Source organism: Pseudomonas sp. FeS53a, from assembly GCF_000931385.1.
In the GTDB taxonomy this organism is placed as follows: Bacteria; Pseudomonadota; Gammaproteobacteria; order Pseudomonadales; family Pseudomonadaceae; genus Metapseudomonas; species Metapseudomonas otitidis.
In genome coordinates this window covers 66,817-81,764 of record NZ_JYFT01000078.1, presented here as the reverse complement: position 1 = coordinate 81,764, position 14,948 = coordinate 66,817, and the positions used below count along the sequence as shown (strand labels likewise).

Sequence of the window (14,948 nt, the reverse complement as noted above, 5' to 3'; positions counted from 1 at the left end):
TCTGCTTCGCCCACTAGAAGAAATGCCCTACAAGCCGGACAGAATCCCCCGAGGGGCTGCCCGTCCGGCCCTCAGTACCATGGCGGCTGCGCATTCGCGCGTCCTTCTGCCCTCTTCACCCAGGGAACCCCCATGCTGCTGAGAACCATCACCGTCGAGAACGGCCAGCGGGAGGCGTTCAACGCCGCCGTGCTGTGCAGCCTCGCCATCCCCGAGATCGAAGCCAACGTCCTCGTCTACACCCTCAATGAAGCCGGGCCCCAGGGCACGTCCTGGGTCTACCTCGCAGCCCTGGCGCCCCTGGCCGAGGGGGGATACCAGTTGAGCAGCCTGGACGAGCGCGCCTGCCAGGTCGCCCGCCGGGCGTTGCGCCAGATCATCGAGGGCGCGCGCGGGAATCGCGATGCGGCCACCGCCTTCCACTTCATCCGCATCGAACGCCTGGGCCCACCCCTCACCCCGCACCCCACCTGCATGGAACAGCACCACCCGCTGACCCTCGGTCCCGGCGCCATCCAGACACTGCTGGCCTGCCGCAGCAGCGACAACATCGGCGCGCCCTTCTACTCGACCCATCCGCTGCCCTACCAGCCCTACGAATCCCCCCTGCACGACTCGCCAGTGGCGACGGTGGACCCCCGGCAGGCAGCAGACGCGCCCGAGCCCCCAGCCCCGGTGCCCCACAACGCCAGCCGCAGCGAACAGATGCTCAGGGAGGTGCAGGCCACCCTCAACACCCTGGTGGAGATGGCCGGCGTGTTCACCCGCCGCCAGCCGGACAGCAGCCCCCTGCAGCCAGACCCGGGACTGGCCGAGCGCGAGCGCGAGCTGCAGGCGCAGGAAGCCCGCCTGCAGGCATTGGAGGCCCAGCTCCAGGCGCGCCAGGACGAACAGGAGCAGCGCCGCACGCGTCTGGCCGAGCACGAAGCCGCCCTTGATCGTCGCGCTGCGGAGCTGGATGTGCAGATCGAGAAGCTGGTGGCCGCCAAGGAGCGCCTCCGCCGGCTGATGCGCACCGTCAACGAGAACGTCCACGTGAACAACACGCTGGGCGCCATCGGCAAGGCCCTGCCGGTGGTCGATGATTGAACCGGCGATGCCCGCCAGCCCGGTCTGCCCCGACGCTCTATAGTGTGTGGGGTCCAATCACGGAATGTACTCATGAAAAGAACCCTGCCCCTGCTCTTCGCCAGCCTGCTGCTCGGCGCCTGCACCACCCCGCAAACGGCCTCGATGGCCCAGCTCGAAGGCGAGGTGTACTACCTGCAGCGCATGGCCCTGCCGCCGGATGCAACCCTGCGGGTCACCCTGGTGGACGTCTCGCTGGCGGATGCCCCCGCCCGCGAACTGGCTCACCAGCAGGGCCGCATCGAGGGCCAGGTGCCCCTGGCCTTCCAGCTCAGCTACGACCCGGCCAACCTGCAGAGCGGCCACCAGTACGCCGTGGCGGCGCGCATCGAGCTCGACGGCAAGCTGATGTTCATCAGCAGCGAACGCCACTCGGTTAAACTCGACGGCACCGATCCACAGCCCCTGCGCATCCGGGTCGACCCGGTTCGCTGATCCGAACTCCACCAGCCCAAGGAAGCCCTCATGTTCCGACTCACTGCCCTGGTCGCCGGCCTGGCCCTCTCCGTCAACGCCTTCGCCCTCTCCCTCAGCGACCTCAGCCAGCAGGACGCCGCCGGTGGCCTGAAGGATGCCCTCACCCAAGGCGCCAAGGTCGCCGTGCAGCAGCTCGGCAAGCCGGGCGGCTTCAGCAACAACCCCGAGGTGCGCATCGAACTGCCCGGCAAGCTGGGCAAGGCCGCCAAGACCATGAAGATGATGGGCATGGGCGACCAGGTGGAGCAGCTGGAAACCAGCATGAACAAGGCCGCCGAGGCCGCCGTGCCGCAGGCCCAGGCCCTGCTGGTGGACGCGGTGAAGAAGATGACCGTGCAGGACGCCAAGGGCATCCTCACCGGCCCGCAGGACTCCGCCACCCAGTACCTGAACAAGACCAGCCGCGAGCAGCTGCGTGCCAAGTTCCTGCCCATCGTGAAGAAGGCCACCGACCAGGTCGGCCTGGCGCAGCAGTACAACAGCTTCGCCGGCCAGGCCGCGAGCTTCGGCGTGGTGGACGCCAAGAGCGCCAACATCGAGAGCTACGTGACCGAAGAAGCGCTGGATGGCCTGTTCAAGATGATCGCCGAGCAGGAAGCGAGCATCCGCCAGAACCCGGCCGGTGCCGCCACCAGCCTGGCGAAGAAAGTGTTCGGCGTGCTCTGAGCCCGCCCGCGCCAAGAAGAAGCCCGGCATCTGCCGGGCTTTTTTGTCAGTCGTTGCGCGAAGGCGACAGCAACTCGATCTTGTAGCCGTCCGGGTCCTCGACGAAGGCCAGGATGCTGGTGCCGTGCTTCATCGGCCCCGGCTCGCGGGTGACCTTGCCGCCACGGGCGCGGATGTCCTCGCAGGCCTTGTAGACGTCCGCCACTTCCAGGGCGATGTGGCCGTAGCCGGTGCCCAGCTCGTACTTGTCCACGCCCCAGTTGTGGGTCAGCTCGATCACGCTGTTGTGGGCCTCGTCGCCGTAGCCGACGAACGCCAGGGTGAACTGGCCGTCCGGGTAGTCCTTGCGACGCAGCAGGGTCATGCCCAGGACTTCGGTGTAGAAGGCGATGGATTTGTCCAGATCGCCGACGCGCAGCATGGTATGCAGCAGTCTCATCAGGGATTCCTCTTGGTTGCCCGATCAGGGCTCATAAAAGCAGAACCCCGGCTCGTGGCCGGGGTTCCTTTTGGCACGGGGCGCTCAGCTTATCAGAACAGCTTGCGGCCCTTGCCGGCGGCGATGCGCATGCGCAGGGCGTTGAGCTTGATGAAGCCCGCCGCGTCCGCCTGGTTGTACGCGCCGCCATCTTCTTCGAAGGTGGCGATATTGGCGTCGAACAGCGAGTCGTCGGACTTGCGGCCCACGACGATGACGTTGCCCTTGTACAGCTTCAAGCGTACCACGCCGTTCACGTTGGCCTGGGAGGCGTCGATCATCTGCTGCAGCATCAGGCGCTCGGGGCTCCACCAGTAGCCGGTGTAGATGAGGCTGGCGTACTTGGGCATCAGCTCGTCTTTCAGGTGGGCCACTTCGCGGTCCAGCGTGATGGACTCGATGGCGCGGTGAGCCTTGAGCATGATGGTGCCGCCGGGGGTCTCGTAGCAGCCGCGGGACTTCATGCCGACGTAGCGGTTCTCGACGATGTCGAGGCGGCCGATGCCGTTCTCGCCACCGATGCGGTTCAGCTCGGTCAGCACCTGGGCCGGGGTCATGTCCTTGCCGTCGATGGCGACGATGTCACCGGCGCGGTAGGTCAGCTCGATGTAGGTCGGGGTGTTCGGCGCGGCTTCCGGGGACTTGGTCCAGCGCCACATGTCCTCTTCGTGCTCGGTCCAGGTGTCTTCCAGCACGCCGCCCTCATAGGAGATGTGCAGCAGGTTGGCGTCCATGGAGTACGGGGACTTCTTCTTGCCGTGGCGCTCGATCGGGATGCCGTGCTTCTCGGCGTAATCCATCAGCTTCTCGCGGGACAGCAGGTCCCACTCGCGCCAGGGGGCGATGACCTTGACGCCCGGCTTCAGCGCGTAGGCGCCCAGCTCGAAGCGGACCTGGTCGTTGCCCTTGCCGGTGGCACCGTGGGAGATGGCGTCGGCGCCGGTCTCGTTGGCGATCTCGATCAGGCGCTTGGCGATCAGCGGGCGGGCGATGGACGTGCCCAGCAGGTACTCGCCTTCGTAGATGGTGTTGGCGCGGAACATCGGGAACACGAAGTCGCGGACGAACTCTTCGCGCAGGTCATCGATGTAGATTTCCTTGACGCCCATGGCCTGGGCCTTGGCACGGGCCGGCTCGACCTCCTCGCCCTGGCCGAGGTCGGCGGTGAAGGTCACCACTTCGCAGTTATAGGTATCTTGCAGCCACTTCAGGATCACCGAGGTGTCCAGGCCACCGGAATAAGCCAGGACAACCTTCTTCACGTCCGCCATGCCATCAACTCCACGGGGTTGTACGAAAACCGGGGATTCTACTGACCCTGGCGGCCAAATTACAGTGGCGCGACAGGCAATGACGACCAGGCGACAGATTCTTTCGATCCGGCGCCGCTCAGGAGGCGGACGCCGGCTTGGCAGGCGCCGGGCTGGCGGTCGGGGGCACGGCAGGCGCCGTGGCAGGTGCGGCAGGGGCAGTCGCCGGTGCCGGCTCGGTGGCCGGTGCGGCGGCAGGGGTTTCCGCCGGGGGTGCCTCCGGCTCCTTGGACAGGGCCACGGCGACCCGGCGGTTCTTCGCCCGGTTGGCCTCGTTGGTGTTGGGCACCAGCGGATAGCGCTCGCCGTGGAAGCGCATCACCATCTGCGACTCCGGCACGCCGTTGGCCTTGAAGTAGTCGAACACCGCCAGCGCCCGGCGCCGCGACAGGTCGCGGTTGGTCAGGCGGTTGCCGGCGTTATCGGAGTGGCCGTCGATCTCGATGTGGTTCACCGCCGGGTCGGCCTTCATGTAGTCGAGGACGATCTCCAGCTTGGCGCGGGCCATCGGGTCCAGCGCCACGCCGCCGCCGGGAAAGCCCAGCTCCAGCTTCTTCACCTGGTCGAAGTTCACCGGCAGCAGCTTGGCGGTGCAGGCCAGGTAGTCGTTGTAGGCCTTGTTGAAATGCACCGGCAGCAGGCGCACCTCCAGGGCGTCCCCGCCCTGCTGGGTGCGATGGCGCACCAGCGGGCTGCGCCCCTCCAGCAGGCCGGTGAGCAGGCGCCCGCCCTGCAGCTGGTTGCTGTTGAACGGCACTTCGCCGTTGCCCACCGCCACGGCGCCGAGGTTGATGTCGCCGCGCCCGGGCTGCCAGGGCGCCGCGGCCGCCAGCAAAGTCGCCTGGCCGCCGCCCATCCAGCGCTCGTTGGGCTTGAGGCGGAAGGTGACCTGCTCGCCGGCACGGCGGACGAACTCGCCGCTGCCGAAGTCGGTGATCGGCTGCGACAGGCGGCACTCGAACTTGTCCCCTTCCACCTTCCACTCCACCTTCTCCAGGCGGGTCTGGAAGGTGATGGCCATGGCCGGCAGGGCAATGAGGCTGAGCAGGGCGATGGGAAAAGCGCGCACGGCTGGCTCCGGGGAAAGACGTCAGGTTCACAAGGGCTATCGGTGCGAAGGCGGAAAACTTAAGCGCCGTTCGGCGCCCTCGGGCCTGATGCGCCGCCCGTGCCCCGGCCGGGCTTTTCCGGTAGCATGCACGCCGAGTTTCACCCGCCTGGAATCCCCCCATGTCCGACCGCCTGACCCTGCTGCGTCCCGACGACTGGCACATCCACCTGCGTGATGGCGCCGTGCTGGCCCACACCGTGGCCGATGCCGCGCGCACCTTCGGCCGCGCCATCATCATGCCCAACCTGGTGCCCCCGGTGCGCAACGCCGAGGAAGCCGACGCCTACCGCCAGCGCATCCTCGCCGCCCGTCCGGCCGGCAGCGGGTTCGAACCGCTGATGGTGCTGTACCTCACCGACCGCACCCGCCCCGAGGACATCCGCGCCGCCAAGGCCAGCGGCTTCGTCCACGCCGCCAAGCTCTACCCGGCAGGCGCCACCACCAACTCCGATTCCGGGGTGACGCGCATCGACGCCATCTTCCCGGTGCTGGAAGCCATGGCCGAAGTCGGCATGCTGCTGCTGGTGCACGGCGAAGTGACCCGCAGCGAGATCGACGTGTTCGACCGCGAGAAGGCCTTCATCGACGAGCACCTGGTGCGCGTCGTCGAGCGCTTCCCCACCCTGAAGGTGGTGTTCGAGCACATCACCACCGGTGACGCCGTGCAGTTCGTGCGCTCGGCCTCCAGCAACGTGGGCGCCACCATCACCGCCCACCACCTGCTGTACAACCGCAACCACATGCTGGTGGGCGGCATCCGCCCGCACTTCTATTGCCTGCCGATCCTCAAGCGCAACGTGCACCAGGAAGCCCTGCTGGACGCCGCCACCAGCGGCAGCCCCCAGTTCTTCCTCGGCACCGACTCCGCGCCCCACGCCCAGCACGCCAAGGAAGCCGCCTGCGGCTGCGCCGGCTGCTACACCGCGTATGCGGCCATCGAGCTGTACGCCGAGGCCTTCGAGCAGCGCAACGCCCTGGACAAGCTGGAAGCCTTCGCCAGCCACCACGGCCCCGACTTCTACGGCCTGCCGCGCAACACCGACACCATCACCCTGGTACGCGAGGACTGGACCGCTCCGGCCACCCTGCCCCTGGGCGAGAACAGCGTGGTGCCCCTGCGCGCGGGCGAAACCCTGCGTTGGCGACTGCTGGAGGGCCAGGCGTGAGCGAGGAATTCTTCGACGACGAACTCGACGGCAGCCTGCCGTCCGGCCCGCGCCACCCGATGGCGGCACGCTTCCGTGGCTACCTGCCGGTGGTGGTGGACGTGGAGACCGGTGGTTTCAACTGCGCCACCGACGCCCTGCTGGAGATCGCTGCCACCACCATCTCGATGGATGAAGGCGGCTTCCTCTACCCGGACCACACGCAATTCTTCCGGGTCGAGCCCTTCGAGGGCGCCAACATCGAACAGGCCGCCCTGGAGTTCACCGGGATCAAGCTGGACCACCCGCTGCGCATGGCCGTGACCGAGGAACATGCCCTGGGCGAGATCTTCCGGGGCCTGCGCAAGTCCATCAAGGCACACGGCTGCAAGCGCGCCATCCTCGTGGGGCACAACAGCAGCTTCGACCTGGGCTTCCTGAATGCCGCGGTGAACCGCACCGGCATCAAGCGCAACCCCTTCCACCCCTTCTCCAGCTTCGACACCGCCACCCTGGCGGGCCTGGCCTACGGCCAGACGGTGCTGGCCAAGGCCTGCCAGGCCGCCGGCATCGAATTCGATGGCCGCGAGGCACACTCGGCACGCTACGACACCGAGAAGACCGCCGAGCTGTTCTGCGGCATCGTCAACCGCTGGAAGGAAATGGGTGGCTGGATCGACGACTGATCCCACCGCCACGAAAGAGGCCGCCCGTACCTGGTACGCGCGGCCTTTTTTGTCTTCCTGCACTGCAGCAAAACGGGGGCCGAAGCCCTCGTTCACGCTTCCTGGTAAGGCCCACTCGGTCAGCTTGCCCCTGAACCAGGCCGCGTAGAGCGCCGGCAGGAACAGCAGCGCCAGCGCCGGGGCGACGATCAGGCCGCCCATGATAGCCACCGCCATGGGGCCGGTGCCTGACCTAGGAGAACCAGCAATACGATGATCAGGGCCTCGGTGAGCCCCCAGGCGAACCCTCCCCGCCCAGCACCTCGACGCGGGAATCCCCCAGCACCTCGTCCAGGCCCTGGTGGAACCAGCGCAATGCCTGTTCATAGCGCCCATGCCAGAGGCGGTCGCTGGCGCCGGCGCGGATGCCTTCCTGTACCCGCGCGGCCAGGGCGAAGTCTTCCTCCAGGGCGGAATAGAGGATCTCGTTGTTCTTCTCGAAATAGCGCCGGGCCTTGTCCGTCGCCGGCTCCTCCAGCAGCAGGTTGTAGCCCAGCACACGGGTGGCCAGCGGGCCATCGGGGAATACGCTGGAGAAGTCGATGTGGTCCGGCTCAACCAGCACCAGGGTGTTGGGCCAGAGGAAGTACAGCAGGTTGCCGTGGCGGCGCAGGTCCCACTCGGACTCGGGCTGCGCCAGCACCTCGCGCAGGTTGCGCTTCACGTAGTAGTTGCGGATATGCCGGCCGAAGCGCTCGAACAGCCCGAGGTTGGGCCAGAACAGGTGGTCGATGGTGGCCTGGTGTGCCTTGGCGACGTGGTAGTTCTCCAGGAAGGTGTCGATGGTCAGCTTCCAGTTCACCGGCCGGCGGATGTCGCGCGGGTCGAAGATCACGTGGTCATCCAGGGCGAAACTGTCGAAATCAGCGAGTATCTCCGGGCCGAAGAAGGCATCCATGTCCAGCGCAGGGCCCGGCGAGTGCCGCGCCCAAATGGCGCCGAAGCGTTCGGCCACCGGCACCTCGGTGAGGTTCAGGCAGCCCCGGTCGATCCCCTCGAAACCATAGCCGTGGGGAATGCCACGCAGTTGCCCATCGGGGTTGTAGGCCCAGGCGTGATAGGGGCAGACGAACACCCGGTTGGCCCCTTCCGGCTCGGCCACCAGTTGCGTGCCACGGTGCTTGCAGACGTTGAGGAAGCCGCGCAACGCCCCCGCTTCGTCACGCACCAGCAGCAATGGCGCCAGCAGGTCGCGGGTGATGAAGCGCCCCGCCGTCACCTCGCTGGAGCGCGCCACCAGCAGTGGCTCGCGGCGCAAGACCTCGTCCCGCTCACGCCGATGGCGCGCCTCGTCGAGGTAGCTGTCCACCGTCAGGGACGAGGGCATCTCCAGGCAATCGGAAACGCCCTGTTCGGCCAGCGCCAATGCCTTCCTCAGCAATTCAACCTGGGTCGCGTGCTGCATGCCTGCCTCTTCTTGTTGTCATGTCGGCTGGAGTGGCGCCAGGGCACCACGGATGAAATGCCAGAGCTGCCGCGACAGCTGGTCGGCCGGCGGACGCGGCGAGCGGCCAAGCGCCTCCAGCAGGGCCTGGTGCATGCCGCCGAGGATCATCGCCGAGACCAGCTCCGGGTCGAGGCTGGCGTTCAACTGCCCGGCGGCCTGGCCACGACGGATGTTGTCGGCGCCCTGGCGTACGTTCTCGGTGATGCGCCGGGCCTCCAGCGCCGCCACTTCGGGCTCACGCGCCAGGCTCACCAGCAGCAGCGGTGCCAGGGGCTCGGCGTAGACGAACTCCACCGCACGGCGCACCCGCTGTTCCTCACGGCTGCACCAGTCCTCGGCGCCGGGCAGCGGGTCGGCGGCCATCACCTCGGCCTGGTAGCGGTCATGGAAGTCCTCGGCGACCGCCGCCAGCAGCCCGGCGCGGGAGGCGAAATAGCGGTAGATCAGCCCCACCGAGACGCCGGCCCGCTCCGCCACGCGTCCCACTTCCAGGCCGCCGCCGAGTTCCAGCAATTCGTCGCGGGCGGCGTCCAGCAGGCTGGCACGGGTTCTCTGGGCCTTGGGGGAAAGATCGGTCATGGGGCTCTCGATAAAGCAGTGGACATAAAAAGTGAATTCAGTTTACTTATTTGTCCCGACACGCCAAGCCCCGATCCAACAAAAAACAACGGAGCGCTTCCATGACCGATTCCACCGTCCACTACGCGGTCGACGGCCGCATCGCCACCCTCACCCTGAACCGCCCCGAACGGCTCAACGCCATCGACGACCGCCTGCCCGCCGACCTGGAAGCCGCCGTGCTGCGCGCCAATGCCGACGACGCGGTGCACGTCATCGTCCTCACCGGAGCCGGGCGCGGCTTCTGCAGCGGCTACGACCTGAAGTTCTTCGCCGAGAACCCGCGCGGCATCTACGGCAGCCAGGAAATGCCCTGGGACCCGATGGTCGACTACGCGCTGATGAAGAAGAACACCGAGCACTTCATGAGCCTGTTCCGCAGCTACAAGCCAGTGATCGCCAAGGTGCACGGCCCGGCGGTGGCCGGCGGCAGCGACATCGCCCTGTGCTGCGACCTGATCCTGATGGCCGACGAAGCGGTGATCGGCTACCCGCCGGCGCGGGTCTGGGGCTGCCCGACCACCGCCATGTGGGTCTACCGCCTGGGCCCGGAGAAGGCCAAGCGCATGCTGCTGACAGGCGATCTCATCGACGGCCGCGAGGCCCAGCGCCTGGGCCTGGTCTACCAGAGCGTGCCCCTGGCCGAGCTGGACGCGGCGGTGGAAGCGCTGACCGCACGCATGCAGGGCATCCCCAGGAACCAGTTGATGATGCAGAAGCTGATGATCAACCAGGCCTTTCACAACATGGGCCTGGAGACCACGCAGATGTTCGCCACACTCTTCGACGGCATCACCCGCCACAGCCCCGAAGGTGTGCGTTTCAAGGCGCGCTGCGAGGAGGTGGGCTTCGCCCAGGCGGTGAAGGAGCGCGACTCGGGCCAACCGATTCCCTGAGCCGTTCCCGCCCGTCCAGCCCGAGTACAGGAGGTGTTCGATGACGACGCAGCAACCGCCGACCGATCTCCCCAGCATCCCCGCCCTGCTCGATTGGCGGGCCAGCCACACGCCCGACAGGCCCGCCGCCCAGGTGCGTGCAGGCGGCACCTGGCGCAGCCTCGACTGGGGCGAAGTGGCCCGCCGCAGCGAGACCCTGGCCAGAGCCCTGGTCGCCGCCGGTGTCGAACCCGGCGACCGCGTGGCGATCTGGTGCCGCACCCGCCTGGAATGGAGCCTGCTGGACTTCGCCGTACTGATGGCCGGCGCCGTCAGCGTCGGCCTCTACCCGAGCCTCACCCCGGCGCAGGCGGCCCAGCAGCTGCAGCGTGCTGATTGCCGGCTGCTGTTCGTCGAGCGCCTGGAGCAGGCCCATGGCGTCTCGCTGCCAGGCTTGCGCGTGGTGGCCATCGACACCGAGGAGGACGGCACCGCGACAGGCCTGGACGCCTTCGCCGCCGAGGGTGACGGGGTGAGCGCCGAGCAGGTCAGCCCGCGCTGGCAGGCACTCGACCGCCAGGCCCTGGCCAATCTGGTGTTCACCTCCGGCACCACCGGCGAGCCCAAGGCGGCCATGCTCAGCCACGGCAACCTGCTGGCCGCCATCGCCGCCTACCAGCTGCCGCCCCCTTGCTACACCGGTCTCGCCTTCCTGCCCATGGCCCATGTCGGCGAGCGGGTGATCGGTCACTACCAGCGCCTCTGGTGTGGCGCCCAGGCCGCCTACGTGCCGGACATCAACGATGTGCCCCGGGCCATCGCCGAGGTGCAACCGGACTTCTTCGGCAGCGTGCCGAGACTCTTCGAGAAGCTGCATGCCGCCGTCATGGCCCAACGTGAAGCCCTGCCAGCCAACAAGCGCCGCCTGCTCGACTGGGCCCTGCGCACCGGCATACGCCAGCGCGGCGGGCTGCGCCTGCACCTGGCCCGGCGCCTGGTGCTCGACGGCCTGCGTCAGCGCCTGTTCGGCTCGCGCGTCCGCGCGCTGGTCAGCGGTGGCGCGCCGCTGGACGCCGAGCTGGTGAACTTCTTCGCCGCCCTCGGCCTGCCTCTGTACGAGGGCTGGGGGATGTCCGAATCCACCGCCTTTCTCACCAGCAACGAAGGCGGCCCGAGCAAAGCCGGCTCGGTGGGCCGGCCACTGCCCGGCGTGGAGGTGCGCATCGCCAACGACGGCGAGGTGCTGGTGCGCGGCCCCCAGGTGTTCCAGGGCTACTTCCAGCAACCGGAGAAGACCGCCGAAACCTTCACCCTCGATGGCTGGCTGCGCAGCGGCGACCTGGGGCGGATGGACACCACCGGCTACCTCTGGCTGACCGGTCGCAAGAAGGAACTGATCATCACCGCCGGCGGCAAGAACATCGCGCCGACGCCCATCGAGACGCGCCTCAAGCAACACCCGCTGGTGGAGCAGGCGCTGGTGCATGGCGACCGCCGCAAGCACCTCAGCGCCCTGCTCGCCCTGGAGCCGCAAAGCCTGGCCAACTGGGCGAAACGCCAGGGGCTGGCGGGCGATGCCGAGGCCTGGCGGCAAGCACCGGCGCTGCTGGCGGAACTGCAAGGCCATATCGACACGATCAACGCCGAGCTGTCGCAAGTAGAGCGGATCAAGGCCTGGGCACTGCTGCCGCGCCTGCTCAGCCAGGAGCAGGGCGAACTGACGCCGACGCAGAAGCTCAAGCGCCCAGTGGTGGAGCGCAATTTCGCGTCGCTGCTGGATGGGATGTATCAGTAAGCAGGCTGGCGCCGAGCGCCACGAGGCCCAACGCGCAGTGCCGGGGCGGGCATTGCAACGTTGGGCTTCGTACCTCAGCCCATGCGGATGGCGTTGCCGTCAGGCCCGGGGCACTTCCTTGACCCTGAACCAGGCAGCGTAGAGCGCCGGCAGGAACAGCAGGGTCAGCGCGGTGGCGACGATCAGGCCGCCCATGATGGCCACCGCCATGGGGCCGAAGAACACGCTGCGCGACAGCGGGATCATCGCCAGCACCGCTGCCAGGGCAGTGAGCACGATGGGCCGGAAGCGCCGCACCGTGGCCTCGATGATGGCGTGCCACTTGTCCAGGCCGGCGCTGATGTCCTGCTCGATCTGGTCCACCAGGATCACCGAGTTGCGCATGATCATCCCCGACAGGGCGATGGTGCCGAGCATCGCCACGAAGCCGAACGGCTGGCGGAACACCAGGAGGAACAGGGTCACGCCGATCAGCCCCAGGGGCGCGGTGAGGAACACCATGGCCGAGCGCGAGAAGCTCTTGAGCTGCAGCATCAGCAGCGTCAGCACCACCACGATGAACAGCGGCACACCGGCGTTGACCGACTTCTGCCCGCGCGCGGAGTCTTCCACCGTACCGCCCACCTCCAGCAGGTAGCCGCTGGGCAGCTCGGCGCGGATCGGGTCGAGGGTCGGCTGGATCTGCGTCACCAGGCTGGCCGGCAGCGACTTGTCGTAGATGTCGGCGCGCACGGTGACCGTCGGCAGGCGGTTGCGGTGCCAGATGATGCCTTCCTCGAAGCCGTATTCCAGGGTCGCCACCTGGGACAGCGGCACGCTGCGGCCGCTATCGGTGGGCACTGCCAGGCTCGGCAGCAGGGCCAGCTCCTCGCGCTCGCGCGGGGTGCCGCGCAGGAGGATGTCGATCAGCTCGTTGTCCTCGCGGTACTGGCTGACGGTGCTGCCGCTGAGTGAACTCTGCAGGAAGCGCGACAGGTCGGCGGTGCTCACGCCCAGGGCGCGGGCGCGGTCCTGGTCGATGTTCAGCCGCACCACCTTGCTCGGCTCCTCCCAGTCCAGGTGCACGTTCACCACGTGGGGGTTCTCGCGCACCTTGTCGGCCACCTTGCGGGCCAGGGCGCGGACTTCGTCGATGTGCTCGCCGGACACGCGGAACTGCACCGGGTAACCCACCGGCGGGCCGTTCTCCAGGCGGGACACGCGGGTGCGCACCGCCGGGAACTCGTCGTTGAGCACCTGGATCAGCCAGCCGCGCACCGCCTCGCGGTCCTCGATGGTCTTGGCCAGCACCACGAACTGGGCAAAGCTCGCCGCCGGCAACTGCTGGTCGAGGGGCAGGTAGAAACGCGGCGACCCGGTGCCGACGTAGGCCACGTAGTTGTCGATGCCGGGATGGTCCTTGAGCAGCGCCTCCAGGCGCGCGGCCTCGGCTTCGGTGTTGAGCAGGGACGCGCCCTCACCCAGCTTGAGGTCCACCATCAGCTCCAGGCGCCCGGAGGCGGGGAAGAACTGCTGGGGCACGAAACGGAACAAGGCGATGGAGGCGACGAACGCCACCAGGGTCAGCACGATGACCGTCTTGCGCCGGCGTACGCACCACTCCACCACCCGCCGCACGCGCTGGTAGAAGGGCGTCGCGTAGGGGTCGTGGGCGCCGTCGCCACCGTGCTTCTCGGCGTGGCGCTTGGCAAGATCGGGCAGCAGCCGATCCCCCAGGTAGGGCACGAACATCACAGCGGCGATCCAGGACACCAGCAGGGCGATGGCCACCACCTGGAAGATCGAGCGGGTGTACTCGCCGGTGCCGGACTGGGCGGTGGCGATGGGCAGGAAGCCGGCGGCGGTGATCAGGGTGCCGGTGAGCATGGGGAAGGCGGTGCTGGTCCAGGCGAAGCTGGCCGCCTTGAGGCGGTCGTAGCCCTGCTCCATCTTGATGGCCATCATCTCCACCGCGATGATCGCGTCGTCCACCAGCAGGCCCAGGGCCAGCACCAGCGCGCCGAGGGAAATCTTGTGCAGGCCGATGCCGAAGTAGTGCATCGCGGCGAAGGTCATCGCCAGCACCAGGGGGATGGACAGCGCCACCACCAGGCCGGTGCGCAGGCCGAGGGAGAAGAAGCTCACCAGCAGCACGATGATCAGCGCCTCGGTGAGCACCCGGACGAACTCGCCCACGCCGGTCTTCACCGCAGCCGGCTGGTCGGACACCTTGCGCAGCTGCATGCCGGCCGGGAGGGTTTCCTGCAGGCGGGCGAACTCGCCCTCCAGGGCCTGGCCGAGGACCAGGATGTCGCCCCCCGCCTTCATCGAGACCGCGAGGCCAATGGCGTTCTCGCCCATGAAGCGCATGCGCGGCGCCGGCGGGTCGTTGAAGCCCCGGCGCACTTCGGCCACGTCGCCAATGCGGAAGGTGCGATCCCCCACGCGGATGGGGAAGTCGCGGATCTCCTTCACCGAATCGAAGCGCCCGCTCACCCGCAGTTGCACGCGGTCGGTGGGCGTCTCGAAGAAGCCGGCGGCCGCCACGGCGTTCTGCTCTTCCAGCGCCTGCTGCACGGCGGCCAGTGGCAGGCCCAGGGTGGCGGCCTTGGTGTTGGAGAGTTCGATCCAGATCTTCTCGTCCTGCAGGCCGATCAGCTCGACCTTGCCCACGTCCTTCACCCGCTGCAGTTGCAGCTGGATGCGGTCGGCGTAGTCCTTGAGCACGGCGTAGTCGAAACCCTCACCGGTGAGGGCATAGATGTTGCCGAAGGTGGTGCCGAACTCGTCGTTGAAGAACGGCCCCTGGATGCCCTGGGGCAGGGTGTAGCGGATGTCGCTGATCTTCTTGCGAACCTGGTACCAGAGCTCGGGAATCTCGTTGGAGTGCATCGAGTCCCGCGCCAGGAAGGTGACCTGGGATTCACCCGGCCGGGAGAACGACACGATGCGGTCGTACTCGCCGGTTTCCATGAGCTTCTTCTCGATGCGCTCGGTGACCTGGCGGGAGACCTCTTCGGCGCTGGCGCCGGGCCAGTTGGTGCGGATCACCATGGCCTTGAAGGTGAAGGGCGGGTCTTCGCTCTGCCCCAGCTTGGCGTACGACAGGGCACCGACGATACCCAGGAGCAACATGACGTAGAGGACGATCTGACGGTTCTTCAGCGCCCAGGCGGAAAGGTTGAAGTTCACCG

The 14,948-nt window shown here is 67.7% G+C and carries 13 protein-coding genes and 1 pseudogene; 7 read left to right on the top strand and 7 right to left on the bottom strand.

Translation table 11 applies throughout. The annotated features are described in order from the left end of the window. Positions 1–132: 132 nt before the first annotated feature. The 3 genes from SZ55_RS27780 to SZ55_RS24755 all read left to right on the top strand — a co-directional run bounded on the left by SZ55_RS27780 (position 133) and on the right by SZ55_RS24755 (position 2,271). Positions 133–1,089: a hypothetical protein gene (locus tag SZ55_RS27780; RefSeq protein WP_074969241.1), complete on the top strand. Its 957-nt coding sequence runs from the start codon at positions 133–135 to the stop codon at positions 1,087–1,089. Positions 1,090–1,161: 72 nt separating this feature from the next. After that, a complete protein-coding gene (locus tag SZ55_RS24760) occupies positions 1,162–1,563 on the top strand; it encodes a YbaY family lipoprotein (RefSeq protein ID WP_044413229.1) in 402 nt (133 codons plus the stop codon). 30 nt (positions 1,564–1,593) lie between these two features. Continuing rightward, the gene (locus SZ55_RS24755; RefSeq protein ID WP_044413226.1) at positions 1,594–2,271 is read left to right on the top strand and encodes a DUF4197 domain-containing protein; all 678 of its coding nucleotides are present in this window, start codon (positions 1,594–1,596) and stop codon (positions 2,269–2,271) included. 46 nt (positions 2,272–2,317) lie between these two features. On the opposite strand, the gene gloA is transcribed toward SZ55_RS24755, so the two are convergent. The 3 genes from gloA to SZ55_RS24740 form a co-directional block, all read right to left on the bottom strand. Further along, the gene (gene gloA / locus SZ55_RS24750; RefSeq protein WP_044413224.1) at positions 2,318–2,710 is read right to left on the bottom strand and encodes a lactoylglutathione lyase; all 393 of its coding nucleotides are present in this window, start codon (positions 2,708–2,710) and stop codon (positions 2,318–2,320) included. Between the two features lie 92 nt (positions 2,711–2,802). After that, positions 2,803–4,020 carry an argininosuccinate synthase gene (locus tag SZ55_RS24745; protein WP_044413221.1) on the bottom strand — a complete coding sequence of 406 codons (1,218 nt, stop codon included), beginning with the start codon at positions 4,018–4,020 and terminating at the stop codon, positions 2,803–2,805. A gap of 118 nt (positions 4,021–4,138) precedes the next feature. Further along, positions 4,139–5,128, bottom strand: coding sequence for a flagellar protein MotY (locus SZ55_RS24740; RefSeq protein ID WP_044413219.1), 990 nt, complete (start codon positions 5,126–5,128; stop codon positions 4,139–4,141). 161 nt (positions 5,129–5,289) lie between these two features. Between SZ55_RS24740 and pyrC the strand changes: the two genes are divergently transcribed. Further along, positions 5,290–6,336 carry a dihydroorotase gene (pyrC, locus tag SZ55_RS24735; protein ID WP_044413214.1) on the top strand — a complete coding sequence of 349 codons (1,047 nt, stop codon included), beginning with the start codon at positions 5,290–5,292 and terminating at the stop codon, positions 6,334–6,336. Next, positions 6,333–7,001, top strand: coding sequence for a ribonuclease T (rnt, locus tag SZ55_RS24730; protein WP_044413211.1), 669 nt, complete (start codon positions 6,333–6,335; stop codon positions 6,999–7,001). Before pyrC ends, rnt begins: the two co-directional genes overlap by 4 nt. A 114-nt stretch (positions 7,002–7,115) precedes the next feature. Here rnt and SZ55_RS29210 read toward each other — a convergent pair. The 3 genes and pseudogenes from SZ55_RS29210 to SZ55_RS24720 all read right to left on the bottom strand — a co-directional run. Next, a pseudogene (locus SZ55_RS29210) lies at positions 7,116–7,223 on the bottom strand (hypothetical protein); the annotation flags it as partial. Between the two features lie 34 nt (positions 7,224–7,257). Continuing rightward, on the bottom strand, positions 7,258–8,445 hold the full coding sequence (locus tag SZ55_RS24725) for an aromatic ring-hydroxylating oxygenase subunit alpha (protein ID WP_082078338.1): 1,188 nt from the start codon (positions 8,443–8,445) through the stop codon (positions 7,258–7,260). A gap of 18 nt (positions 8,446–8,463) precedes the next feature. Further along, on the bottom strand, positions 8,464–9,066 hold the full coding sequence (locus tag SZ55_RS24720; RefSeq protein ID WP_044413205.1) for a TetR/AcrR family transcriptional regulator: 603 nt from the start codon (positions 9,064–9,066) through the stop codon (positions 8,464–8,466). A gap of 101 nt (positions 9,067–9,167) precedes the next feature. On the opposite strand from SZ55_RS24720, the gene SZ55_RS24715 reads away from it, so the two are divergent. Continuing rightward, positions 9,168–10,001: a crotonase/enoyl-CoA hydratase family protein gene (locus SZ55_RS24715; protein ID WP_021219471.1), complete on the top strand. Its 834-nt coding sequence runs from the start codon at positions 9,168–9,170 to the stop codon at positions 9,999–10,001. Between the two features lie 40 nt (positions 10,002–10,041). Then, positions 10,042–11,775, top strand: coding sequence for an AMP-dependent synthetase/ligase (locus SZ55_RS24710; protein ID WP_044413201.1), 1,734 nt, complete (start codon positions 10,042–10,044; stop codon positions 11,773–11,775). A gap of 99 nt (positions 11,776–11,874) precedes the next feature. On the opposite strand, the gene SZ55_RS24705 is transcribed toward SZ55_RS24710, so the two are convergent. Further along, complete coding sequence (locus tag SZ55_RS24705) at positions 11,875–14,946, bottom strand: efflux RND transporter permease subunit (protein ID WP_044413200.1); 3,072 nt, start codon at positions 14,944–14,946, stop codon at positions 11,875–11,877. Positions 14,947–14,948: the final 2 nt, after the last annotated feature.

What these genes read in the sequence shown, in the direction of transcription:
- gloA (WP_044413224.1), bottom strand. Translation starts at nt 2,710, where the DNA reads ATGAGACTGCTGCATACCATGCTGCGCGTCGGCGATCTGGACAAATCC.
- SZ55_RS24755 (WP_044413226.1), top strand. Translation starts at nt 1,594, where the DNA reads ATGTTCCGACTCACTGCCCTGGTCGCCGGCCTGGCCCTCTCCGTCAAC.
- SZ55_RS24720 (WP_044413205.1), bottom strand. Translation starts at nt 9,066, where the DNA reads ATGACCGATCTTTCCCCCAAGGCCCAGAGAACCCGTGCCAGCCTGCTG.
- SZ55_RS27780 (WP_074969241.1), top strand. Translation starts at nt 133, where the DNA reads ATGCTGCTGAGAACCATCACCGTCGAGAACGGCCAGCGGGAGGCGTTC.
- SZ55_RS24710 (WP_044413201.1), top strand. Translation starts at nt 10,042, where the DNA reads ATGACGACGCAGCAACCGCCGACCGATCTCCCCAGCATCCCCGCCCTG.
- SZ55_RS24715 (WP_021219471.1), top strand. Translation starts at nt 9,168, where the DNA reads ATGACCGATTCCACCGTCCACTACGCGGTCGACGGCCGCATCGCCACC.
- SZ55_RS24745 (WP_044413221.1), bottom strand. Translation starts at nt 4,020, where the DNA reads ATGGCGGACGTGAAGAAGGTTGTCCTGGCTTATTCCGGTGGCCTGGAC.
- SZ55_RS24725 (WP_082078338.1), bottom strand. Translation starts at nt 8,445, where the DNA reads ATGCAGCACGCGACCCAGGTTGAATTGCTGAGGAAGGCATTGGCGCTG.
- pyrC (WP_044413214.1), top strand. Translation starts at nt 5,290, where the DNA reads ATGTCCGACCGCCTGACCCTGCTGCGTCCCGACGACTGGCACATCCAC.
- SZ55_RS24760 (WP_044413229.1), top strand. Translation starts at nt 1,162, where the DNA reads ATGAAAAGAACCCTGCCCCTGCTCTTCGCCAGCCTGCTGCTCGGCGCC.